The sequence below is a fragment of the Paenibacillus sp. Paensp38 genome, assembly GCF_059491915.1.
This window is the reverse complement of sequence record NZ_CP168516.1, coordinates 5,689,603-5,713,978: the sequence shown is the minus strand read 5'-3', so window position 1 is coordinate 5,713,978 and position 24,376 is coordinate 5,689,603. Positions and strand designations below refer to the sequence as shown.

The window sequence follows — 24,376 nt, the reverse complement described above, 5'->3', positions numbered from 1 at the left end:
GACCACATAGGCCGCCCTCACTATTTTTAAAAGCAAAGCAATCAAACATTTTATTTTCATATGTTTTGCTTCTAGCTTATTCTCAATGTTTAATCAGCTCGCAACTCCAGCAAAGCATCACGCAGCTCGGCTGCCCGCTCGAACTGTAGGTTCTTGGCGGCGTCTTTCATCTCTGCTTCCAGACGCTGAATGAGTGATTGGCGCTCCTTCTTGGAAAGTTTACCCGTCTCATTAGGAAGGTAATCATTCTTCGATTCTGCCACCTTAGTTGCTTCAATAACATCACGAATCTTTTTACGTATGGTTTGCGGGGTAATCCCATGTTCTTCATTATACTGAATTTGAATCGCACGCCGACGTTCCGTTTCCTTTATCGCTTTATCCATAGAATCGGTAATCTTATCGCCGTACATAATAACACGACCGTCACTGTTCCGTGCTGCCCGTCCGATTGTCTGTATCAGAGAGCGCTCAGAACGCAGAAAGCCTTCTTTGTCTGCATCCAAAATCGTGACCAGAGATACTTCCGGCAAATCAAGACCCTCCCGCAACAGGTTAATCCCGATTAGCACGTCGAAGGTCCCTAGACGAAGATCCCGCAAAATAGCCATCCGCTCCAACGTCTTAATCTCGGAGTGCATATACCGGACCTTGATGCCTACTTCTTTTAAATAGTCAGTCAAATCTTCGGACATCTTCTTCGTAAGTGTGGTCACCAGCACCCGTTCTTCACGTTCTATGCGAAGCCGTATTTCATTAATAAGATCGTCAATCTGCCCCTTGCTCGGACGCACCTCAATAATCGGATCAAGAAGCCCGGTAGGACGAATAATCTGCTGCACCATCGTTTCGCACTTCTCCATCTCATAGGGTCCTGGAGTAGCTGATACATAGATAATCTGACTTACCTTGTCCTCAAACTCTTCAAACTTCAACGGGCGATTATCCAATGCAGACGGCAAACGAAAACCATGATCCACCAGTACATTCTTACGTGCTTGGTCACCGTTATACATGGCACGAATCTGCGGCAATGTTACATGGGACTCGTCAATGACGATCAGCATATCATCCGGGAAATAATCCATTAGCGTATATGGTGTTGCTCCTCGTTCACGGAATGTCAGTGGACCTGAATAATTCTCGACACCGGAACAAAAACCAACCTCTTTCATCATCTCGATATCATAGCGGGTACGTTGCTCCAAACGTTGCGCTTCTAACAGCTTCCCTTGCTCCTTCAACTCTGCTAACCGCTCTTCAAGCTCACGTTCAATGTTGACCAATGCTACCTTCATCGTATCCTCATGAGTAACAAAGTGAGATGCCGGGAAAATAGCAATATGATCACGTTCACCGATCAATTCACCTGTAAGCACATTAATCTCGGTAATTCGTTCAATTTCATCCCCGAATAGTTCTACACGTATAGCGTGTTCCCCATGGGAAGCCGGGAATATTTCTACAACATCCCCCCGTACACGGAAAGTACCCCGCACGAAGTTGATATCGTTCCGCTGATATTGAATATCGACCAAGCGGGACAAAATCTGATTGCGGGGTTTCTCCATGCCAACTCTAAGCGAAAGCAGCAGACTTGAATATTCTTTCGGCGAACCCAAACCATAAATGCAGGAGACACTCGCTACAATAATAACGTCACGACGCTCAAACAGAGAGCTTGTCGCTGAGTGGCGAAGTTTATCAATCTCCTCATTGATGCTGGAATCCTTCTCAATATACGTATCGGAAGACGGGATGTATGCTTCCGGTTGATAGTAATCATAGTAGCTGACAAAATAATCGACGGAGTTATTCGGAAAGAATTCTTTAAACTCACTCGCCAGTTGAGCAGCCAAAGTCTTATTATGTGCAATAACCAGCGTAGGCCGATTTAACTTGGCAATGGTTTGTGCGATGGTAAACGTCTTACCTGTTCCCGTAGCACCCAATAGCGTTTGATGCTTCTTTCCTTCTGCAATTCCCTCTACCAATTCAAAAATGGCCTGGGGCTGATCGCCTTGAGGTTGGAATTCCGACTGAATTTCAAAAGTCTTATCGCTAACAACGATATCACTCATTGCCCTGCATCACCCTTATCGTCTAAAATGGAAACATCATGATTTTACACCAGTCGAGCTTTAACGTCTTTACCTGTAACTCTATGTCGATATTTCCCGAGCAATGATACTTGGGAAATATGGTTGGATAAGAATGTTTGTTCCCGTATTATACCTCTTTCTTACTGCGGATGCAAACGATAAGTCTTGAATAGGAGTGAATTAAATTTTGGATATCACCATCGTATTGGGCATCATCGCAGGAATCATAGCATTAATCGGTGGCTTCTTATGGGAAGGCGGCGAATTTACCGGGCTGCTTCAAGGTACATCGGCTCTCATTGTATTTGGGGGAACTTTCGCCGCAGTTGTGATCAGCTACCCCGCTTCCAAGCTGAAGACGATCCCCACCGCTCTACGGATGGCATTTAGCCGTGAGGACAATCCTACGGAGCAATATATAGAAGATTTGGTTTCCATGGCTGCCACCTCACGCCGATCCGGTGTGCTTGCGCTAGAGCGTATTTCATCAGAGCATCCGAATGCATTTTTGCGCGAAGGTCTTCAGTTGGTCATCGACGGCACCGAGCAGGAACAGATCAAACAGATCTTAGAGCTTGAGTTAGATGCCATTGAACACAAACATGAAGGGTACGCCAAAATATTTGAATCCGCAGGCGGTTATGCCCCTACGATGGGGATTATCGGTACGGTTATGGGCCTAATCCATGTACTGGGCAGCCTGACCGAGCCTACTGCGCTTGGTCCGTCCATTGCTGTTGCCTTTATCGCAACCCTATACGGCGTTGCTAGCGCCAATCTGATCTTTCTGCCCATCGCATCCAAAATAAGAGCAGCCAGTGAGAGTGAAATTATCACGATGGATTTGCTGCTGCAAGGTATTCTGGCTATCCAAAACGGAGAGAATCCAAAGCTTGTACGCAAAAAGTTGGAGTTCTTTATCCGCTCAGAGCAAAATATAGATCGCAAACCGCCTCGTCGCTCACGCACTGAGGACGCATCTCCAAAGGAGGACTTCCATGAGAACGCGCGGTAAGCGCCGTGGGGGTCAAGGAGGCGGCGGAGACCATCGTGACCGCTGGATGATTACCTATGCCGATCTAATCACCCTGCTGCTCATATTTTTCGTTGTGATGTATGCCATGAGTAGTTTGGATGCTAAAAAATACGATGTCGTTGTTCAATCCCTTCAGGATACGTTCCACAAGGGAGATTCTATTTTGGAGCAAGGCTCGGGCATTACAGGTACTGCCGATCGTTATACCAGCAAGAATCCACCCGCGACCAAGCAACCAGCAGCCGATAAAAAGGAAGCCGGATCGACAAAGCTTACCGAACGTGAACAAGCATTCCGCACGCAGGAAAAAGAACTGCAAAATTTAATGGGTGTCATTCAAGAATATATTACGGACAACAAACTGGAAAATCAGATTTTTGTGTCAGATCAGCCGCGTGGTATTGTCATTACGCTAAATGACCGCTTTTTATTCGATCAAGGTAGAGCTGCACTCAAGCAAGGCTCTGCCAACACACTATCCAAGTTGGCCAGTCTATTTCGAGATTTGAAAACACCGATTAGCATTGAGGGCCATACGGACAACATTCCGTTCACGCGCTCCTCGAACTCATCGATGTATAAGGATAACTGGGAGCTTTCCGGCGCACGGGCACTGTCTGTACTCCGATTCTTTCTCGACCGAGAGCAACTTTCACCCACAGGATTTCAGTATGCAGGTTATGCAGATACCCGACCGGTTGGTGACAATAGCACCGAAGCTGGACGACAAAAAAACCGCCGTGTCGAAATCACCGTACTACGCCAACTTCAACAGTAAAACCCAAAAACCTCCTGAGTCACGTAATAACGTGAATCGGGAGGTTTTTTTGATACATATTCATCATTAATACATGGCTTCCGCCTGATGTAGACGCAGAACAATAAACCGTACGAACAACGTGGATAAGAGCAGCGTACGAGATGCAATAGAGATTATTTTGTTTATTCTATATCCCACTATGTATTAGAAGCCCTGGTGAAGTTAGATTCTATCTTGTCATGATGCTTGAAGATTAATAAGATAGGACAAGCTCGTGTTGCTTCTCTTGTATTTGTGAACTTTGGGGGATGCTCTGTTGTCTACGATAGCTATATTTCCAGTCGCTGTATTTATTAAGAAGTCGATCTAACTCCATGGACTTGATTAACACCCGCCGATCCTTCAATCCCACCTCATTCGCCAAATCATTTAGTTCCTTCCGCTTTTCTTCGATGCATTCCTCCAATTGTTTCCATTTCACATCAATAAACCTCCTGTTCGGTGTGGTATTTACATTAGTTTACAAGCTGATACCTTCCCTACAGGTTAAAAATATAATAAAACCCAATTCATCCCTTTAACGGGATAAATCAAAAAAGCCAATCCATAGGAATTGGCTTCGAGAACGGTGGTTCTCTTCTATGAATTATACACATCTATACAAATTCAACCCATGCCATGATTAAATAATATAATTTCATTAGAACTTTCTACACTGCTTGGATTATAGAAAGGGAATATACTAAAAAATAGAATACCTAAGGCTAGTACCACTAAATAACCTTTTTTCATAGATATTCACCTCCTTAATTATATTTTCGTATCTCTTTGTTTGTTCATAAGTAGCAAATTCTCTGTAAACCTCAAACAACGCAACACATTGTTTAAAGTCACTATCATTCCGACTAATCAATGAAAGTGCAAGACAGTCTAGAACATAGTTTGTTCCTTTCTCCAAGCTATTACTTCTATACTCATAAATTGCCCTTTGATATAAAAAACAACAATAATAGTTTCTATTCTTTACATCATCAAGAAACTTGAACTGATCAATCTCTGCTGAAAAACTTTCAAGTACATAATCTACCGAGAAGTTATATTTGTTAGCTGATTCCAAGATAGTTAAAAGACCAGATAATTTTTCTTCCGGATGTTGATTGAGAAAAGAAATATATTCTACTAAAACATCTCTTTTTCCTAAAAGCATATCAAGTGTATAAGAGTTTGCCTTTGCCCAAAGGCTGAACATCTTTACATATTGCTCACCTTCTGAGTTAAGTCCTTTGAACCAACTTAAATCCGCGTAATATTTAATATAAGATTGTGCTTCCTCAAATTTCTCCATTTTTTGGAGAGCTGTAGATTTAGATAAATATCCGTATCCGTAATAGAAAACAAGATTTTTCTCTGTTTTAAATTCGTCCTTAACACGTCTTTTAGTATTATTATTTTCATATCGATTTAAATAAACAGTTTTGGCGAGAGTACACAACTCATCTCCATACTTCTTAACGCTGTCCCATTTATGTAGATAAAAATATATATTGATAATTTTTAAAAGCCCATCTAGCTGATAACTCTCTGGTAAGCGATTACGATAAGGAATAAATCTCAGAACAGATTCCAAATTTTTCTCCAGATCTTGACCCACAGAAGCAACAAACAATTTATAATGGCTTATCGCCAATCTCTCAGAATGCTGATACTTTTCATTTTCAATGACACATTCATAGAAAGGAATTGCCTCTTGCAGCTTCCCCCCTTCGTATAACTCCTCTGCCAAAGCAAAGATCGTTGGAATGTGGTTAAGATCTTCCATTAAGCGTGAAAGCACTTTCTCAACACATCGCAAGTTCCCCACTTCAACACAACGAATCAGGAACGGCTTGACCCTTTTCCAATGTGGTCTTCCATCATAAAAACATTCATCCACATACAGGTCGTATAACCAGCCCTCTGGATAATTAAAGGCTTTGGTAATCAAGTCCATTTGTCTCACAGAAATAGGTTTAGGTGGATTTCCGTTAAGCATCGCACTAAATATGCCCCGGTTAAGCCCCGTAGCTTGTCCAAAACTATTAAACGTGTAGCCACCAAGTTTTAATTCTTTCTCAATTTCCGAACGAATCGTGGTTGCATTTTCCAATAAAAACACCCCCGGCATATTCAGATGATTTTAAAAAATCACCCTCCTCGATAATCAATTACAATATACTAGAAATTATATGAATAAATTGGATGATGGTCAACCCCTTTTCTACACTGTTTTATTATATTATGGTATTTGATGCTTTTTAAATAGTCCTCACAGAGACTAAATATATATTAATTTAGGCAATTTAATTACCTCCACGCCTGATCTAGCTTTGTCTACACTCATACTATAGGAGTGTGGAGGTCTATGGAAACGACGAAACTTATAGGAACGAAGATTCGCCAATTTCGAAAATTGCGTGATATTACTCAAGAACAACTGGCAGAAGCATCCGATTCAACAGGCTCCTACATAGGGAAGTTGGAACGCGGTGAAGTCAATGTACAGATTAAAACATTAGAGAAAATAGCAGAGGCGCTGAACACAAACGTATTTGCATTTTTTAACTTTAATTCATATGAAGAACTCAAAAGCCAGCCCTGGATATGGGGATGTATTCATATTCTTTCCCAGCAGAGTGAAGCGGAGCAGAATAAAGCTTATCGCATTCTAAAGGAGCTTTTCTCGACAGAGAATGAGCTTTCTGAAAATAACTCTGATGATTCCAAAGGAAAAGGATAAGTTTAATATTGTTCTCTATTAGCCATCTAGGCTAAGAAAAATTAAAAAAGGCTACGCTGTTCTGCTCAATTAAGTAGCAAAATACGTAGCCTTTTTGTAGTTCAAGGAAGCATGTGTTTCGCATTATACTGTACTTCTTCAAGCAATTTTCCATATTCCTCCTGTTGTTCGTATGTGGAATGATCTTTATACTTTTCAAATAATAATGTAATAGACTTGATATAGTACGCTTTATCATTCAATTGAGAAGATGCTTTGAAGCTCTTCAGCATACCGTCCATAGCTTTCGAATAAGCTCCTGTATTGAAATAGTAGCGACTAAGCTCAAGAAAAAAACGAGAATAAGTGACCAGATTATAATTCGTATGATAGTAAGAAATATTTACATTTAGTTCTCTGAATTCATCAATTTTTTCAGCAAAGAGAATTAAAATATCATCTATTGGATAATTGTAAATATTAGCTGACTCAACAATAGTCAGTAGCCCATGTAATATCTCCTGGGAATTATCTCTAAGAAGCTCAACATAGGCAGGCAAGCTTTCCATATTCCCCATTAAGATTTCCATACTCAACTGATTTGCTTTTGCCCACACTTTAAATTTTTGTGCCTCTATTTTTCCTATATCGTCCAGTCCTTCAAAATCAGTTAAATCTGCATAGTAGGGGATAAATTCCATAGCTTTTTTATATTGCCCTTGTATCTCGTAGGCATTCCCTTTCAGTAAAAAGGACTGACCATAATAAACGATTAGACGTCTTTCTGTATTTAGAGGCTTAACTTCACGATTTTTTAATTTTCCTCTAACCTGCTGTTGATAGATACTCGTAGCTAGTACTCTTAGTTCTTCAGCATACTGTATAACCGTCTCACAATCATAAAGTTGAAAATAGGCATTAGCCAGTTTTAATAAAGCGTCTAATTGGTAATTTTCAGGAAGATTCCTTCGAAACGGGGCAAATTTTATAGCTGCTTGACGATTATTATCCAAATCAGTATTTAGAGAATAACAAAACAAACGATATTGGCTGATCGCCAGCCTCTCCGAGTGGTAATATCTTTCGTTCTCTACCACACATTCGTAAAAAGGGACAGCTTCTTTTTCCTTACCTGCTTCGTGTAGTTCTTCTGCAAGCTCAAATATTGTCGACACATAGAACAAATCCTCCGTTAGTCTCGTCAATACCTTTTGAATACAGTCTCCCTTTCCTAACTCTACACAACGCAATAAAAAAGGTTTGATCCGTTTCCAGTGCCCTTTCCCTTCGTAAAAGCATTCATCTATGTACAACTCATACAACCAGCCTTCGGGATACCCTAATGCCTTAGTGATCAAGTCCATCTGCCGAACGGAGATTGGCTTGGGTGGGTTACTGTTCAGCATGGTACTGAATGTACCACGGTTAATACCGGATATTTTACTGAAGCTGCTAAATGTATAGCCTCTCTGCTTGAGTTCGGTCTCTATCGTCGAGCGGATCGTAGGTGTATGTTTCATTTCAATCCCCCTCAATATAGTTGCAGTTATATCGTAAGTCATACTTAACATGTGATTTCGGTCGTAAGAGCTTCATTTCATTACAAAATAATTAAAATAGTGAAATATATGGTCTATAAAGTCATTTTATTTTATGATGCCTTAGAAGGAAGCCTTTTTTTTACGAATTCCGTGATAATTGAAAAGTTAAATGAGGTACATCTGGAGAACCATTAAAAACAAACTTCAAGTTTTTTTATTTGAATGTCACAAATGTATATCTTTTTCAGTTATATAGGCAGAAGGGAGGGACGTTAATGGAAAAACTAAATACAGATAATCAAAACGCAGACATTAATCTTGTCATAGAGCAGGTCCAAGCAGGCGACAAACAAGCATACACACATATCATACGGCGTTATCAACAACAGATCTTTTTATATTGCTACTACTTACTTAAAAATCAGGAAGAAGCAGAAGATGCCGCTCAAGAAATATTCATCAAAGGGCTTGAGCACATCCGTCAGTTCGTACCTACAGTTTCTTTTTCAGCTTGGCTTTACAAAATCGCTCAAAATCACTGCACTGACTTATTAAAAAGAAACGCTAGAACATTCAAGTCCTTCATTCAGTACAGACTGAATCTAAAGCAACAGCCCATACATGAATATACAAATTTAATTCACGAGTTACTGGACCAGCTAACATTAAAAGATCGCCAGATTTTATTATTACGTTCGCTTGAGGATTACAACTACGAAGAGATTGCTACAATTATGGGACTGAAATCATCCACGATCCGAAAAAGATATGAGCGACTCCGTAAAAAGCTAATTAACTACAATGAAAAGGGAGGAAAACAAATTGAGCATTCATTTAAACCCGGAAGATAAAGAAATCGAGCACTTACAAAAGCTTATTCGGAATACTCCATTACAAGTGGATTTAATAGATAGAACTATGGAACGCTATAGCAATATGAAAACAAGACGTTATAAGCGCTCTAACTCTCGTTCAAAAAGAGTTCGCAATGCCTTTTTCGGAACCTCCGCTGCACTTGTAATGGCGTTTACACTTGTCGTTAGTACTGGATTCATTTCACCAACAATGGCTGCATCCTTAAAACAAGTTCCAGGTATGAATTCTATATTCCAGCTAGCTGGTGATCTTGGTTTACAAACAGCGGACGAAAAAGGGCTACTATCCAAACCAAATCTTAGTGACACTCACGATGGCCTGACTCTCAGCGTACCGGAGGTCATGTTTGATGGAACACGTGTATCCATTGCCCTAGAACGACAAACCACTGATAAAAGATTTACAAATGAAACGGTATCATCACTGATCAACGATGTAATACTTACTATTAATGGAGAAGAAATAAACTCCTATGCACCTGCTAACACTAGCAACTCCATTGATCCTTATACGATACCTGGGAAAAATTCTAATTCAACAATTATACAATTTTCAGATTTACGTAACCAGGGAGGGAAGCCTTTCCCAGATAAGTTTAATTTGACAGTCTCCATGCCTGTCTCCGGCATTAAGCAACCATTTAAAATAGAAATTCCTGTGGAAAAGAACACCAAGAATAACTTGGTTTTTACACCGTCTCTTAAGCGAAAGTATTCAAACATTGACTATACCCTAGAAAAAGTTGAGCTCACACCGATTACAACCAGCATCACTACTCGCATAAAGCTACCTACTAATTCGAAAATTTCGTCACTTCCTTTTTTGGAGTATGAAATTTACGATGATAAAGGAAAACAACTAAAATTTATAAGCAACAACGGTTGGAGTGCTACGGATGGAAACGTTCTGATAACTGATTCACGTTTTGAACCTTTCACCTCTCTCCCCAAATCAATTACTATAAAGGTCGACAAGGTTATCTTAAGAAAAGATGATAAGAGCAAATTTGAATTAGACAAAGATGGAAATCCAAAAATAGAGTATTTCCCTGATCTAGAGATTACTTACCCGATTAATCCATGATAATAAATAAGTGAAGGAAGTGAAGCGTACTTCACCTCCTTCACTGCATATAAGTACTATCTATCTTCTAACATCAAAAGTATAAACTCCAAGCTTGTCTCCATTAGATTTATATGCGGCTACTTGGGCTGTTCCATAACCGATCATCTTAGCTTTATTTCCATGAAGTTCGACAACATCACTTCCATACAAAATCATCCAGTTAGAACCTTCCATAGCATATGAGCTACCTATACCTAATTTAAGTGGGGGAGTATCTTGCTTTGTAATAGGTGGCTTTTCTCCATTGGCAGGACTAAAGGTTACGGTTACTTTTGCTGGAGCTCCAACAGATATTGTTGAACTTACTGGTGAAGCCGAAGCTACTCCCCCTAAAGATAAAGCTAACGCGGAAATTGATAGTGCTAAGATTGCTTTTTTCATTTGTCATTTCTCCTCTTTAATAGTCTTCTTTAAAAGTTCTTAAGCTACTAAACACCTTGCTTTATGTCTGTGGCTACGTTTCTGTTACATTTTCCAACCCCCTTCCTTCTAATTAATTCCATTCTAATTCTTGATATGTTACAAAAAGAATAGAAATAAACATATCATTTCATTTTTTACAAAATAATCATATAGATGGCTTCTCGTATAAAAAAATGAGCAGGTAGGATACAAATCCCCCTGCTCATTTCAGCGATAGTATTTATATCATTTTAATTAGCTGTCGGTTCGGTTCCCCAAACAAGTACCCCATTATGATACAACGTAGCTTTCGTATGATCGGCGAATGAAGTTTGCGTGCCTTTATACGAGTAATCGTCACTTTCGTTATAGTTCGACCAGTCTGTTTTATGAATACGAGTTTGAATTCCGCCCGTGCTTCCTCTAGGTGCTAACACGCCTGCATCTGAGTTGAAGCTGACTTCCAAATAATAATCAGCACCGGTTGCAGCCTTATCCATTTTAACCAGTTTACCATTCAGCTTTGAGCAGCTCAGCATTGCATAGTCGCAGTTGAATGTCTGCTCACGGTCACCGTCGATCGTGTAGTAGTAGCGAATTTTCAACTCGTTGATCGGTACGGAGGCTGTACCTTTGTTTACAATTTGGAAATGCGGGTTCAAGTGATTGTCGTTCACATTTGTATCCGCTGTGCGATACTGGAGCACCAGTCCCGTTGTCGGCTGCTGAGTATCCGCTTTCGGTGCTGCGCTAGCCGTGTTCGAAAGCGTTTGACCTGCATCGTTCTTCGCTACGACTTGGTAATAGTATATCGTGTCTGCCGTTACGGCTGTGTCGGTGTAGCTGCTTTCGTATACATCGCTCGCTACGGTGGCGAACGTACCGTTTTCAGCCGTCGAACGCTTCACTTCATAGCTTGCGGCATTCGCCGATGCTGTCCAGCTCAGCTTTACTTTCGCCGTTTCGCCCGCTGCGTTCAGCGTGAAGCTGCCCGGTACTGATGGTTGCTCGGTAATGCCATACGTTTTTAAGTTAGTCGGGAGCTTTTCAAGCGTAATGACGTTCGGATGATTATACACTTTTTTCAGATGCTCCAGACTGTTTTGTTTGCCGTCTCTCAGGAAATCCCCATACCATGTAGCGAACCAGCTCCAATGGGCTTGATACGCCTTCATCAGATCAGGGTCCGGGATAGGTCCGTTTTCGCTCATGGCAACTAACTTTTTGTCCTTGCCCAATGTAACAAGGTCTTCGTATTTTGCAATCTGCGGGCTGTAGTCGCCTGCTTGCGGATAAGAGTCAAAGCTCAAAATATCCACATACTCATCTCCCGGATACCAATCCGGAGCAACAGAATTCCATACCCAAATCAAATTGTTCAGTTTGTGCACATTCGTCAAACGGTCATGCATCAAAATATACAATTTTTTAACAGGCTCAGGGCCTTTGGCGCCCCACCAGAACCATTTGCCTTCCGCTTCGTGCAAAGGACGGAACAGCACAGGAACTTTCGCATCCTGCAACTTCTTCAATTGCCCCGCAATTACATCGATGTCGCGAATAAGCAATGTATAATCTTCGGACTCTGGATGATTCATCGCATATTCGATATCGAATGTAGTTGAATCGGCATAAAAGCCTCTCCACCATTCTTTTCCCTGCGTATCGATCAGACCTTTCGGTGCGTTCCAATGCCATGCAAAGGTAACAATGCCCCCTTGCTTATCCCATTCAATCGCCTTTTCCGCCTCTGTGGAACTAAGACCGTGTTCCGCTCTGCTTGGCGAATAGTCGATCAGGTCAAGCGCTGCAATTGCTGGTTTTTTACCTACATTGGCTTGAAGCCAATCAATTTCGTTTATCTCCTCCTGACCAGAGAGCATATTCTTCCCGTATTGATCAACCAGGTAGTTCATCAATGCTCTTGCTTCTATCGTCGCATTCGGATTAATGAGCGTTTTGGTTACCGCATGCGGTGGACGGTCAGTAGCTGGCTCCAGCTTGACATAGTCAATATCATACCAGCCCCAGCCTGTTTCAAAACCGATCGTATTGGCCCCTGCATTCAACAGAACCTTACCACCGGAAGTCTCTTTAAAATCAGCCGATTTCGAAAGTATCAGCTCGCCAGACGCTTTGCCGTTTAAAGAGAAGTTCGTGCGTTTGTCATCATGAGGAGAACGGTAGCCGATTGTAAGATTGTACAAGCCTGCCGCCTCTGCCTGAATCGTCATCGTCAGGGAATCCCCTGCATTGTGGAAATTAGTTACATAACCAGTACCCGAGAAGCCGGTCCCGCTGGATTCCACAATGGTTCCCTTCAGTGTGCCATCTTCGGCTTCATAGCGATGCGGTCCGTCTACAGGCGTTCGCGGAACCGCTTTCAAGACATTGGACTCGTTCGTTCCCGTCTTTGTTTTTGCGGTTATTTTATAATAATAAGAAGTGCCGTTCGTTACGTTGGTATCTGTATAAGACGTTTCGACCAAGTTGGATGCTACAGCAGTAAAAGGACCATTTTCATACGTAGCCCGCTGTACACTGTACCCTACAGCTCCGCTGGAAGCGTCCCAGGACAAATCGACTTTCCCATCGCCAGTCTCAGCTCTCAGCGCAAAGTTTTCGGGACCTTCCACAGGTGTATCATTGCCAACAGTCAGCACGATGTGATAAGCCGTCAATGGTGGTACTGTATAGGTAAAGCGGTTGCCTGAAATTTGCGTGATTGGTGCGGATTCCTTAATTTGCGAGCTATTTTTGTCGAAGCCCCATACTTTACCGGAACCGTAAGTCGTCTCGCCGGAAAGATCAAATTGGGCGTCGAATGCGCTGTCCATGCTTTTATTCATGACAACGAGGTGCAGTTCTTTGTAGGATGCATCTGTTACGGAAGCATGCACCGAGCTATTAACAATATCCGACGTTTGCGCGTTAACGCTGATATCACCGAAAGTAGAGCTTTTTCCGTCATAATTGCGATAAAGCTTGTAAGCGGCACTAACGTAGTTGTTGGCACCCTCCTTTAACTTCCAGTAGTTTGCCATATAAACGTCGTTTTTGCCCAAGATGCCCAACACATCGGCCATAGCGATACCGCCAGAAATATCATTTTCGCCGCCATAGCTATACTCAGTCAAAGCCAGCTTGGTTCCCGGGTAATACTTATCCACCGACTGCTTTAATCGAGGCAATAAAGGCAAGAATTCACTGTTCCATTGAGCGATCCAGCTATCTTCCTTGTAGGTCGGATCCCACAAAGTACGAGGCGCCTGCATTCTGGCTTTCTTCGTTTCGTCATTGCCTACCTCATTCGTAATTCGTATGCCTCCGCCCATCGCTTCGGGATACCAGTGGACGTCGAAAACATCCAGCAATCTCTTGCCTTCAGCTTGCGAGCTAAGGCGCATTTGATCCAGGTAATAGTCCACGAACCAGCTGTAGTTGCCTTTTACAGAGTTCCAATCAGGTGCGGTTTGAAGATCTGTATAGGCGCCAAAACCGTAAAGAACGGGCCCAAAAATTTCCGCACCCGCGTCAACCGCTTTAACAGCTTTGGATAAACTTACCGACCGGTCTACCAACTCTTTGGCTCCGACCTTTTCACCATGAATGCGCGGATGCGTGTGCGACCAGAGAGCGGGTTCATTGTCGAGCGCATATCCTTTCACGCCCGTCTTTGTTGAAGCAACGCCGTACTTTTTCACTAAAAAGTTGACGAATTCATCCGCATAAACCTGATTGTCATTCAGATCAGGCTGTAGTTGAAACGGCGCATTTTTAGCGTTTACGACCTGATTCCAACGAGCAGAAGGGGCCTTTTCACTTTCCTGCACACTTCCGTTTCCATCCTTGGCCACATAACCAGCCATCGGCAGCGTGACTAAAGAATATGTGCCCTGCTTCAGCGATTGATCGTGAAACGAGGTTGCCACCGCACCTGGCTTTTCACATTCGGCTTTTGTCAATCCGGCGTTGTCGCATAAATAGCTATCGCTGGACTGCATCCAGTCACTTCCTGCATTGGACATATTGTTTTCCCAGTTATATCCGGTCATTCGATTGCCACCAAGTCGTCTGGCAGTCAGATTCTCATCGCCTGTCAATTCCTGATTCGTACCGTAAATATAAGGGCTAATCGGCTTACGATCCTTGGATGTATCGACTTTAATGGTAACGGTCTTTGCCGTTTGACCGTGAACTACAGTTGGAGTGGGTAGAGCCCCCCCTACTATAATCGTGCATGCCATGACGACCGGCAGCCATTTGGAACGTTTGGACCAAATACCACTACTATTTTTCTCCTTCATGCCGCTTTCCTCCTTTAAGTTTGAAAAGAGCGGCACCCATACGAGTGCCGCTCTACAAGGCTTTAAGGCTCCTGATTCCAAACGAGTTTATCGTTCTGGTACAGCGTCATATCCCTGCTTGAAATGTTCCAGCCGAAGACAACACCCTCTTTCTTTGAAACTGGATTTATAATATTACCTTAACACAAAGGTATATTGACATTTTTAACTATTGTTTTAATTAGCTAGTATTAATTTCTTAAATAACCATATTGCTTGAGTATCCCAATAGCTCTTGCTTATCCACACTCGTCTTTCCTACCGTACTTTATCCTTTTGAATAAGCTTATAATAGATGCGCGCAGGCTCTGATTCTCCAGTGGATAAAATGTATTCTGCCAAAGGTGCGCACAGCTTTTGGAGGTAAAAGGAGTATAGTAGCTCGGCCGTGTCAAAATGAATTTTCAACACCTGCTTCATCAAACCTTCGAATTTGGAGTAATCCAGTTCTTCCGGGGTAATATCAAACGGGTACTCAGGAAAGGTTTTTTTCTGAATTTCAACAAACTGCTCCCTAAGCTTCGGTTGATTGCCTGAACGGGCAGCCGAGAAATTCATCATAAAAAAAGATACAAAGTCCGTCTCACGATCACTTAACTTATAGTACTCACACCAACGCATGAATATCAGTGGTTTTACCATATATAAATCTCCTTTAACAAAAGTTCAGATTTATCATGAATCTTACAAAAATCTAGTGGGTTCCATCTTATGTAATATATAGGTTAAGCCCCATTTTAAAATATGATTCCTTAAATGAATTTTGCTTTTTAACATATCCCCTTCTTATATATCTATGAAAGTGGACAACAAAAAAAGACCGTTTCAGTATCTTAATGACGCTGACCAAGTCTTCTCATAATCATCCGTATAATCGCATTCGTATTTATTCTAATCTTCTACATAGCTGCAAGGTTACAGGCTGCACGTGAACACATAAGCGGGCGGGACATTGCAGTTTACCTTTTTAATCTGAATGTCAGCAAAAAAGGTGCGGAAAAAATTGTGTTTGACCTTGCTGTACTGGAACGTAATAAATTTGCCTTCCTGGCCCAAAACCTCAGCCGTTTGTCCCAAAATAAGGCTAGATAACGCGCCTGGCAGGCTGGTGAAAGGGAGCCCTGATACGACATAATCCACTTTTGGAACCTCATACTGTCGTATATACTGCGCCACATGCTCAGCCGATCCATGAATGATGTGTACCTTCTCCAAGTGTCCGTACTTGCTTTGTAGCGTTTTGTAAAACGATTCATTAGCTTCAATCACTAAAAGTAGCGTTTCTGGACGCTTGTTCAAAATCAGCTCTTGCGTAAACACACCGGTCCCTGCACCATATTCAATAATGCACGATGCTTTGTCAAAGTAAATCGGTGTGGCAATTTGTTTGGCCAACTGTCTTGAGCTGGGTATAACAGCGCCTACGCTGCGTGGATGCCTGATGTACTCTCGAATAAAGTGAATCGCGTTCATCTTTTCCTCTCCCTGCTTGACACACATGATAGACATTCGGTTCATCGACGCTTCTTATTACATATTCATTGTATACCGATCAGAATATTGATTTCAAGCAGGCTACTGTCGGCATATAAAAAGAGCGTAGCCTTATTCGACTCTAATCAAATAATGACTACCCTCTTATTGTAACATCTATTTGTTCATGGTATCCAACTGTGTACCCTCTGCCTGCGATGCCTGTCCAGCTTTACGTCGCCGTGCGCCTATATGCATGGCAACAATCCGATAGATGGAGGCCGGCTGTAGGGATACGGCCCAGCTCGCGTCTGCATCCGGTGCAAGCACGACCCCTAGCTGGTGATGATCGCCATCGTACATGCCTCGCTGCACAAACTTGCTCTCGCCTTGCAGATTGCGTACTTCCAGCTTGCAAAAGGCAGAATTGATCCGCAAGGCCTGGTGTAACTCGGCACGGGTATTCACAATAACTCCATTCACGCGGTAAATGGCCTCGCCCGGCAGTATGCCCATGGCTGTCGCCGGACTGTCTGGCAGCACAGCGAGCACACGCATCCCTTGCTCCGGATGGACAAACATCGGGCTAAGACGACTTTCCTCCATATTACCATACCAGATCAGTGCCTCATGAGCCAGAAAAGAGAATAACGCTGCTAACAATATCAGCGGACTCCACCATGCAGCCAGCAAGCTCAGCAGAAGTAAAGCCACACTGTACAGAAGCAAGCGGTTCGAAGTGAGTACCGCCTTCTGTCGTGGTAGCTGGCCTAGCGTCACGCTGCTGAAGCCCATCAGGACTGGTAAGGCTGCCAGCATATACCCGGTTCCGGCATCGCCGCCGAACAACGGTGTCCAGGGAAGCATGAATCCTCCCTGAGTGGGTACCAGCAATAACAACGGAATGGGCCAGAGATCTTCCATCCGATAGCCGCCAACCAATCTCCCCCGTTTGCCCTCGACAAACAGTGGAGTGGCAGCTTTCCCCCCTTGCCAGCGAACCAACAGCGCCTCAGCCACATGCAGCACGGCGACCAACACCAACAGTGCTGGAATATCCAATCCGCGGATAGCCGTTACTGAAGTTCCGAGCGCTCCCACAGGTTGCCAGCCACTGGCCACATTTAGGAAAAATTGAACCACACCTAGCAGACCTACCGAATAAGCGAGACACAGGTAACGGACGCGTACCAGCATGAGCAGTAATGTTGCTACCCACAGGCACACGATGGAAGCCGGGTTCAGATGCACGCTGACGAACATTCCCAGAGCGGATAGCGCCATTCCAGCAAGCAAACCACTCCATACGACACGCCAGGTCTCTGAGGCCCAGCTATGCATTTTAGTATGAAATAGCTTGCGCTCCAGCAGCATTTGCCGACGATAACCAAGTGCGACAATGAGTATTGAGATATAATAAAACGGCTGCATAAGCAGGTATAAGCAAGCATTCAAGACGCTCCATCCCCATTGTAATGCCCATTCCAAGTCCATTCACACTCCCTTATGCCCCTGGCCCGCTGTATAGCGGATCACGTACACTTCATATCCATTTATTCTATATGAAATTGCCAACGTAGGGAAGACAAACCGACAGACTGCAAATAAATCCCAATATAAAAGGAGGCTGTTTCCAGCCCCCTTGTTGTAGCCTCACTATTATTTCGCTACGCTTGTCTTCATTTCCTTCCGAATCTCTTCAATCCCCTGCTTGAGTTGATTATCATTTTTCGGATCACGAATTTTCTCAATCAGCTTGGCTTCCATCGCTGCTGCTGTCTTCGCATCAATGATGCCACTAGCCGTCAGCTTCGCTTGTTTTTGAAAAGCAATAACAGAGCTTTCAGTTACTTTGTCAAAATAGCCATCCTCGCGACCTGGTTTGTAACCCAAACCTTGCAGAATGATTTGTGCATTTTTCACATCACTGCTATTCATATTGTATTTCAAGGACTTTTCCTTGTTCAGCGGTGCTGCTGTGAAGTATTCAGGCTGTTCCACCGCGATGTTCGGCTTAATCCCTTTTTTATGAATCCACGTTCCATTTGGCGTTAACCATTTGGCAATCGTGATTTTGAGCAGGCTACCGTCACCCATTTGCTTGTCATAGCTGGTTTGTACAGTACCTTTACCAAAGGAGTTTTCCCCGATCAACACAGCACCTGCTGATTGCTGGAGAGCACCTGCCAGAATTTCGGACGCACTTGCGCTACCTTTATTCATTAGCAAAGTCACAGGGTAATTTTTACGTGAACCTTTGGATTTCTCTTCTTCACGCTTCTGATTCTTGTCTTCCACTTGTACAATCGTTTTGCCGGAAGGTACAAATTGCTGCGCAATCTCAATGACAACGGAAAGCACGCCGCCCGGGTTATTACGCACGTCAATGACGAGCCCTTTTAGCCCTTGCTTCTCGAGCTTCGCCAACTCTTCCTTGAATCGTTCTGCTGTATTCAAGGAGAACTGGGTGATCGTGATGACGCCTACACCGTCGCTTTCCATATGAGCTGTTACAGTTTCCATATCAATATTGTCACGGGTAATCGTGTATTCGAGCGGATCAGGAGAGCCACTGCGCTGAATTTTGACTTTCGCCTGACTGCCTTTAGGTCCACGGATTTTGGAAACGGCCTTGTTCAGATCCAATCCGTCCAGTGTTTCACCATTAACAGACAAAATAATATCCTTAGAGCGTAGCCCTGCCTTTTCAGCCGGCGAGCCTTTAATTGGCGTGACTACAACTACTTTTCCGTTTTCAGCCGCTACTTCAGCTCCGATCCCGGTAAAAGAGCCTTCTATAGATTGCTCGAACTGTTGTGCAGTTTCTTTACCCATATAAGAGGAATACGGGTCGCCGAGCGACTCCATCATACCATTGATGGCGCCATCCACCAGCTTGGTACGATCCACATCCTGATAATATTGTCCCTGAATCAGGTCCATCGCCGTCTCGATTTTGCGGATATCACTTCTGGAGGTAGAACTGCTACCTGTCACACTCGCCAGCAGTCCTTCGCCCAGAGCGCTGTTCCCTACTGTAGTCGTTCCAGTATAGGCAAAAGTGAGCAGACTGCCGCCAAGCAGCCCGATCACCATCAAGAGTATCGCTGTACTTTTTTTCAACATCTAATCGTCCACCGCCTTCTCGTTATCTTGTATCCTATTGCCTTACAACGCATATCCATCCACGAAGTATACGTCTAGCTTGTACGGAATATGTTAATTGTATCCTACTCCGTGTCTCAATGCACATGTTCTTCATCGGATATTAACCATTACAGCAAAGCCCTATCTACAACCGTAATGGCTATAAATAGGGCTTACCTTATTTACTATAAATAGTTCATCGGATTTACAGGTTTGTTATTTTCGCGCACCTCAAAATGACAGTGAGGTCCCGTGGAATTGCCCGTCGAACCAACTTCTGCAATTTTTTGACCACGTTTCACAGTCTGCCCCGTATGAACCACCGTACCGCCATTGCGAATGTGTCCGTATAGGGTCCATAGTCCGTCTCCATGGTCAATTACAACTGTGTTTCCATAACCACTCCACCACTCGGCAACAATGACAACACCGTCTTCAGCTGCATGAATATCAGTTCCCTGCGGAGCCGCCATATCAATACCTGTGTGGCCTTTAAGCTTACCAGTAATCGGATGTACCCGCATGCCAAAAGTAGATGAGAGTCTGTAATGAGATACAGGTAAAGCCAACGTACCTGATCCACCCGTATACGTACTGGCTGCCGCATGGCTGGAATTCGAGGCAGCGCCTGAGGAAGAAGATGCATATCGTTTGGCTTCAGCCGCACGTGCAGCCGCTCTGGCGCGTGCTGCTTTGGCAGCCTGCTCCGCTCTGAGCTTGTTCTTCTCCTGCACCAGACCCACACGTTTGTTCGCGAGGGCTACCAGCATGTCATTTTGCTCTTCGCTGATTTCATCTGACTCCGCAATATCATGATCATAATTGGAAATCAGTCTTTGCTTCTCTTTCTCCTTCGAATTCAGTTCTGCTTTGGCGCCCTGCTTGAGCGCATACAGCTTCTTGGCATTTTTATATTCCGTATCCAGCTGCTTCTTCTTACTTACGACCAGAGCCTTGTCCTTTTTATGCTCGTCCAACAGGATTTGATCCTGCTCCACGATCGTTTTCAGGGAATCTACCCGGCTAAGAAAGTCACTAAAACTGGACGAAGACATCAGCACGTCCATATATGAGACGGTTCCATCCGTATACATCAAACGCACACGAGTTTCCAGCATTTTTTCCCGTGACTGGATACGATCAATGGCCTCAGCTAAATCTTTTTTAGTCGCACGCAGATTATCTTCCGTTTGATCAATCTGAACCGCAACACGAGTCAGCTGATCACTGACACTGTTAATCTGAGCAAGCACAATTTTTAGGTTTTGCACGGTTTTATTTTTGTAATGTTGGGCATACTGTTTATCTTGAGCAGCCTTTTCCTGTTGTTGCTTGGCAGATTGGGCCTGCTTTTCCAATTTGTTCAGCTGCGAATTGATCTCACTCATGCTTTTGGCATATCCGTCAGAAGGCTGGATTAGCAATGCGGCTACCAAGGTAGCGGCCAACACAGATCCTGTTTTTTTCAACTTGCACTCCCCATCCTTTATCGCAAAATAACACCGGGCTTCCCCGTTCTATTAAATCGACCACGACGTCCATCCAGCGCTTCTTATACTTTTAAGAACTTGCGCATGGACAGGGTACTGCCAACAATTCCGACCAGCATCCCCAAAATAATCAGCAATGCACTCAACTGAATCCAAATGCCTTCAAGTGGCATAAGCTTCAACATATTCAGAGCTATATCGCCCTGAACGGCGGTCAGCAAACGCTGATAGCCAGTAAATAAAATACCTACGGTAATCAAGGAACCAATGAGACCGATAAGCGCTCCTTCAATAAAAAACGGCCAGCGTATAAAAAAGTTGGTCGCACCGACCAGCTTCATAATGCCAATCTCTCTTCGTCGTGCCAATATGGTCACGCGAATCGTATTCGAGATGAGGAACATGGACATGATCGCCAGTCCAGCGACGAATATAAAGCCTACATTACGAATGAGCTTCGTAATCGTAAAGAGCGTCTCTACGGTGCCTTTTCCATAACGAACCTTTAAAATCGGTTTCTCTGGATGCAACGTATTCAGCTTCTCAATCTTTTCGGCCACAAATGGAACCGTTGTTGGTTCAATAACCTCTACCACAATTTTGTCCGGCAGTGGATTGCTGTCCTTGTCAAAACCCTCCAGCAGCTCCTTGCCGCTGTCACCCAAATCTTTGCGCAGCTCTTCCAAACCCTGAGCTTTAGTCACAAAGGTCGTTTTGCTGATTTCTGGCATCGCCGCGATTTCCTTTTGCAGTGTTTCACGCATGTTTTGCTCTACATTCAGCTCCAGAAATACGTTAACCTCCACCTGACTATCTGCCTGATCAGCCAGGGAATTGACGTTGAGCACCAGCATGATAAATACGCCCAATATGAGCAGTGACACAATAATCGAGGTGACGGATGCCACGGACATCCAGCCATTGCGGAATATGTTTTTGAAACCTTCCCGCACATGACGTAAGAAGGTGTTAAAAGTCATATCCGTACTCCCCTCTTACCTGATCCCTTACGATGTTGCCATTTTCAATGGCAATCACGCGTTTACGCATAGAGTTCACGATGTCCTTATTGTGGGTCGCCATCACAATGGTCGTGCCTCGAAAATTAATTTCGTCCAGCAACTGCATGATCTCCCACGATGTTTCCGGGTCCAGATTTCCCGTAGGTTCATCGGCAATGATCACGGAAGGATTGTTTACGATGGCCCGTGCAATCGCTACACGCTGTTGCTCCCCACCGGAAAGCTGGGCAGGCTCACGATTCATTTTTGTTTTCAAGCCAACCAGTTCAAGCACTTCGGGTACCCGTTTGCGAATCAGCTTCTTGGGAGCTTCAATAACTTCCATAGCAAAAGCCACATTCTCATAAGCCGTCAAACGCGGCAAAAGCCGGAAATCCTGAAAAATGACTCCGATGTTACGACGAACGTAGGGAATTTTACGCTGCTTGAGCTTCCCGATATTAAAACCATTGACTGAAATTTGCCCCTTGGTAGGTACTTCTTCTCTATAAATAAGCTTCATAAAAGTCGATTTCCCCGCTCCAGACGGGCCGACTACGTATACAAATTCATTACGGTCAATTCTAACCGATACTCCTTGAAGTGCGTGGGTTCCGTTAGTATAGGTCTTCCACACATCCTGCATTTCAATCACTCGATCACTTCCCGCTGCTTAATCATATTACGCATAACCTAATATCCATTCGACATATTCCATGCATTTCCTTTAAAAACTTCTCTATTTCATCATACCGTTTATCATTGTAACAAATTTGTTACCTAAATAGTACCGAAAGTTTTCTGCTTTTGGCACATATATATGAATATTATGGCACACGAGCACGCTATCAAGCTTATCAGACAGGAGACATCTGCATTATGAAAAAAATTCATTTATCTGTTATTTGGATATGGTCTGGGTTTATGGCGCTGGCCCTGTTGTGGGGGGGACTTCATCTGTACGCCGACAGACAAACACTGCCGGAGGGAGTGAGGGTCGGAGGAATTAACGTAGGAAGCATGGATCACACAGCCGCTCTTCGGCTGGTGGATAAAAAATTGGATGCATTGAAGCAACGTCCACTACTTCTGACGGACAGTGACAGCAGTGCACAGGATATAAAAATTACACTCGGAGAAGCAGGAATTCATTATAAAGCGGAGGCATTTCGGAATGCCGTGACGGCACTCAGCTCGGAGCATCTATGGACTCGTGTGCAGACACGTTTTAGCTTTGAGAAGGAATGGTCTATCACATCTTTCCGACAGGAGGAGATATTAAGGGCCCAATTCGGAGCCGATTGGGAGGAGCAACGATATGGCATGCCTATCAATGCTGTGCGACAGATTGACGGGAATGATCAGGTTCGTTATATTCCGGGGCGCTCTGCCCGACGCCTAGATTGGCCCAGATTGGACGCCGCACTAGATAAGGCGCTGCCCAAGGATTTTACCGCTTCGGAAGAGCCCGTACGAGTGGAATTACCTTTCCGTCAGCTGGAACCGAAAATTTCGGTGGACAGTCTACGTAACGAAGGGATTGAGCGCAAAATTGTCCAGTTCTCCACCAGTCTGGGCAGCAGCTCGGAAGGACGCGTGTACAACGTTAACTCAGCGGCAAGCACCGTTGATGGTTTAATTCTCAAGCCGGGTGACATTTTTGACTATGGCCAATTGATTGCCAAGGCTGAGCGCACTCATGGCTTTCGTGAAGCTCCAGTGATCGTGAACGGTCAGTTGGAGTCCGGTATAGGCGGGGGGATTTGTCAGGTATCCAGCACGGTGTATAATGCAGCGCTGCGAGTCGGTTTGGACATTGTTGAGCGCCGCAACCATTCCTTGCCGGTCAGCTATCTGCCCAAAGGTCAGGATGCGACTTTCGCTACGGGGTCCATTAATTTCCGTTTTAAAAACAATACAGGCAAGCATTTGTTACTTCGTGCGGCTGTCCAAAACCGAACACTTATTGTTAAATTTTTTGGTACATTTCCGTCCAATGTTTCGTATGAACTGGAATCCCATACGGTTCGCGTACTTCCCATACCGGAGAAGAGGCTGCGTAATGACTCACTTTCCCCTGGCTTCTATCAAGTACTTCGGCAGGGCAAAGAAGGGTATGTGGTAGAAACATTTCGGGTAAAAAAGGTAGACGGAAAAGCCGTAGATCGCACCCGAATCAGCCGCGATACGTATCGAGCGCAGCAACGCATTATAGCTAGTTATGGCGGTGGCACATCGTCTGAGCCACAAACACGTGAACCCGAGAAGTCTATTGTCGAGGATGGTATAAGCGAATAAACGAAAAATCCCCCTTCCATTGTC

At 43.9% G+C, this 24,376-nt stretch carries 19 protein-coding genes; 6 read left to right on the top strand and 13 right to left on the bottom strand.

Annotated features, from left to right (window positions below; all coding sequences use genetic code 11):
- Nucleotides 1-89 precede the first annotated feature (89 nt).
- Complete coding sequence (uvrB, locus tag ACEN8J_RS25295) at nt 90-2,081, bottom strand: excinuclease ABC subunit UvrB (RefSeq protein WP_029514536.1); 1,992 nt, start codon at nt 2,079-2,081, stop codon at nt 90-92.
- Nucleotides 2,082-2,289: 208 nt separating this feature from the next.
- Between uvrB and ACEN8J_RS25290 the strand changes: the two genes are divergently transcribed.
- Nucleotides 2,290-3,117 (top strand): flagellar motor protein, encoded by an 828-nt coding sequence (locus tag ACEN8J_RS25290; protein WP_029514537.1) that lies wholly within the window; start codon nt 2,290-2,292, stop codon nt 3,115-3,117.
- Nucleotides 3,101-3,916 carry a flagellar motor protein MotB gene (locus ACEN8J_RS25285; RefSeq protein WP_495594130.1) on the top strand — a complete coding sequence of 272 codons (816 nt, stop codon included), beginning with the start codon at nt 3,101-3,103 and terminating at the stop codon, nt 3,914-3,916. Before ACEN8J_RS25290 ends, ACEN8J_RS25285 begins: the two co-directional genes overlap by 17 nt.
- Before the next feature lie 235 nt (nt 3,917-4,151).
- On the opposite strand, the gene ACEN8J_RS25280 is transcribed toward ACEN8J_RS25285, so the two are convergent.
- Both ACEN8J_RS25280 and ACEN8J_RS25275 read right to left on the bottom strand, forming a co-directional pair.
- Nucleotides 4,152-4,379, bottom strand: a complete 228-nt coding sequence (locus ACEN8J_RS25280) for an aspartyl-phosphate phosphatase Spo0E family protein (protein ID WP_023990607.1) — start codon at nt 4,377-4,379, stop codon at nt 4,152-4,154.
- 261 nt (nt 4,380-4,640) lie between these two features.
- Complete coding sequence (locus ACEN8J_RS25275) at nt 4,641-6,044, bottom strand: DNA-binding protein (RefSeq protein ID WP_185156346.1); 1,404 nt, start codon at nt 6,042-6,044, stop codon at nt 4,641-4,643.
- Between the two features lie 255 nt (nt 6,045-6,299).
- Between ACEN8J_RS25275 and ACEN8J_RS25270 the strand changes: the two genes are divergently transcribed.
- Nucleotides 6,300-6,674, top strand: coding sequence for a helix-turn-helix domain-containing protein (locus tag ACEN8J_RS25270; protein WP_165146326.1), 375 nt, complete (start codon nt 6,300-6,302; stop codon nt 6,672-6,674).
- A gap of 101 nt (nt 6,675-6,775) precedes the next feature.
- On the opposite strand, the gene ACEN8J_RS25265 is transcribed toward ACEN8J_RS25270, so the two are convergent.
- Nucleotides 6,776-8,173: a helix-turn-helix domain-containing protein gene (locus ACEN8J_RS25265; protein ID WP_495594128.1), complete on the bottom strand. Its 1,398-nt coding sequence runs from the start codon at nt 8,171-8,173 to the stop codon at nt 6,776-6,778.
- 296 nt (nt 8,174-8,469) lie between these two features.
- Here ACEN8J_RS25265 and ACEN8J_RS25260 point away from each other — a divergent pair, with 296 nt between their 5' ends.
- Nucleotides 8,470-9,045, top strand: a complete 576-nt coding sequence (locus tag ACEN8J_RS25260; protein ID WP_495594127.1) for an RNA polymerase sigma factor — start codon at nt 8,470-8,472, stop codon at nt 9,043-9,045.
- Nucleotides 9,017-10,153: a DUF4179 domain-containing protein gene (locus ACEN8J_RS25255; protein ID WP_340933353.1), complete on the top strand. Its 1,137-nt coding sequence runs from the start codon at nt 9,017-9,019 to the stop codon at nt 10,151-10,153. The genes ACEN8J_RS25260 and ACEN8J_RS25255 overlap by 29 nt, the downstream gene beginning before the upstream one ends.
- A gap of 60 nt (nt 10,154-10,213) precedes the next feature.
- Here ACEN8J_RS25255 and ACEN8J_RS25250 read toward each other — a convergent pair whose 3' ends face one another.
- From ACEN8J_RS25250 to ftsE, 9 genes are all read right to left on the bottom strand, one after another.
- The gene (locus ACEN8J_RS25250) at nt 10,214-10,576 is read right to left on the bottom strand and encodes a BLB8/JUQZ-1 family protein (protein ID WP_029514544.1); all 363 of its coding nucleotides are present in this window, start codon (nt 10,574-10,576) and stop codon (nt 10,214-10,216) included.
- Between the two features lie 272 nt (nt 10,577-10,848).
- Nucleotides 10,849-14,904 carry a glycosyl hydrolase gene (locus ACEN8J_RS25245; RefSeq protein ID WP_483595239.1) on the bottom strand — a complete coding sequence of 1,352 codons (4,056 nt, stop codon included), beginning with the start codon at nt 14,902-14,904 and terminating at the stop codon, nt 10,849-10,851.
- A gap of 297 nt (nt 14,905-15,201) precedes the next feature.
- Nucleotides 15,202-15,585: a hypothetical protein gene (locus tag ACEN8J_RS25240; protein ID WP_029514546.1), complete on the bottom strand. Its 384-nt coding sequence runs from the start codon at nt 15,583-15,585 to the stop codon at nt 15,202-15,204.
- Between the two features lie 273 nt (nt 15,586-15,858).
- The gene (locus ACEN8J_RS25235; RefSeq protein WP_029514547.1) at nt 15,859-16,416 is read right to left on the bottom strand and encodes a class I SAM-dependent methyltransferase; all 558 of its coding nucleotides are present in this window, start codon (nt 16,414-16,416) and stop codon (nt 15,859-15,861) included.
- A 177-nt stretch (nt 16,417-16,593) separates the two neighbouring features.
- A complete protein-coding gene (locus ACEN8J_RS25230; protein WP_069010688.1) occupies nt 16,594-17,910 on the bottom strand; it encodes a PDZ domain-containing protein in 1,317 nt (438 codons plus the stop codon).
- 165 nt (nt 17,911-18,075) lie between these two features.
- Nucleotides 18,076-19,542, bottom strand: coding sequence for a S41 family peptidase (locus ACEN8J_RS25225; protein WP_029514549.1), 1,467 nt, complete (start codon nt 19,540-19,542; stop codon nt 18,076-18,078).
- Nucleotides 19,543-19,748: 206 nt separating this feature from the next.
- Nucleotides 19,749-21,032, bottom strand: a complete 1,284-nt coding sequence (locus tag ACEN8J_RS25220) for a M23 family metallopeptidase (protein ID WP_029514550.1) — start codon at nt 21,030-21,032, stop codon at nt 19,749-19,751.
- Nucleotides 21,033-21,115: 83 nt separating this feature from the next.
- Nucleotides 21,116-22,033: a permease-like cell division protein FtsX gene (gene ftsX / locus ACEN8J_RS25215; RefSeq protein WP_013312238.1), complete on the bottom strand. Its 918-nt coding sequence runs from the start codon at nt 22,031-22,033 to the stop codon at nt 21,116-21,118.
- Nucleotides 22,023-22,709, bottom strand: coding sequence for a cell division ATP-binding protein FtsE (ftsE, locus tag ACEN8J_RS25210; protein WP_023990620.1), 687 nt, complete (start codon nt 22,707-22,709; stop codon nt 22,023-22,025). The genes ftsX and ftsE overlap by 11 nt, the downstream gene beginning before the upstream one ends.
- A gap of 224 nt (nt 22,710-22,933) precedes the next feature.
- On the opposite strand from ftsE, the gene ACEN8J_RS25205 reads away from it, so the two are divergent.
- The gene (locus ACEN8J_RS25205; protein WP_495594126.1) at nt 22,934-24,352 is read left to right on the top strand and encodes a VanW family protein; all 1,419 of its coding nucleotides are present in this window, start codon (nt 22,934-22,936) and stop codon (nt 24,350-24,352) included.
- Nucleotides 24,353-24,376 lie beyond the last annotated feature (24 nt).

Excerpts from the sequence above, each read along its gene's own strand:
- ACEN8J_RS25270 (WP_165146326.1), top strand. The coding sequence starts at position 6,300 with ATGGAAACGACGAAACTTATAGGAACGAAGATTCGCCAATTTCGAAAA.
- ACEN8J_RS25240 (WP_029514546.1), bottom strand. The coding sequence starts at position 15,585 with ATGGTAAAACCACTGATATTCATGCGTTGGTGTGAGTACTATAAGTTA.
- ACEN8J_RS25225 (WP_029514549.1), bottom strand. The coding sequence starts at position 19,542 with ATGTTGAAAAAAAGTACAGCGATACTCTTGATGGTGATCGGGCTGCTT.
- ACEN8J_RS25235 (WP_029514547.1), bottom strand. The coding sequence starts at position 16,416 with ATGAACGCGATTCACTTTATTCGAGAGTACATCAGGCATCCACGCAGC.
- uvrB (WP_029514536.1), bottom strand. The coding sequence starts at position 2,081 with ATGAGTGATATCGTTGTTAGCGATAAGACTTTTGAAATTCAGTCGGAA.
- ACEN8J_RS25230 (WP_069010688.1), bottom strand. The coding sequence starts at position 17,910 with ATGGACTTGGAATGGGCATTACAATGGGGATGGAGCGTCTTGAATGCT.
- ACEN8J_RS25265 (WP_495594128.1), bottom strand. The coding sequence starts at position 8,173 with ATGAAACATACACCTACGATCCGCTCGACGATAGAGACCGAACTCAAG.
- ftsX (WP_013312238.1), bottom strand. The coding sequence starts at position 22,033 with ATGACTTTTAACACCTTCTTACGTCATGTGCGGGAAGGTTTCAAAAAC.
- ACEN8J_RS25250 (WP_029514544.1), bottom strand. The coding sequence starts at position 10,576 with ATGAAAAAAGCAATCTTAGCACTATCAATTTCCGCGTTAGCTTTATCT.
- ACEN8J_RS25205 (WP_495594126.1), top strand. The coding sequence starts at position 22,934 with ATGAAAAAAATTCATTTATCTGTTATTTGGATATGGTCTGGGTTTATG.
- ACEN8J_RS25245 (WP_483595239.1), bottom strand. The coding sequence starts at position 14,904 with ATGAAGGAGAAAAATAGTAGTGGTATTTGGTCCAAACGTTCCAAATGG.
- ACEN8J_RS25285 (WP_495594130.1), top strand. The coding sequence starts at position 3,101 with ATGAGAACGCGCGGTAAGCGCCGTGGGGGTCAAGGAGGCGGCGGAGAC.
- ACEN8J_RS25260 (WP_495594127.1), top strand. The coding sequence starts at position 8,470 with ATGGAAAAACTAAATACAGATAATCAAAACGCAGACATTAATCTTGTC.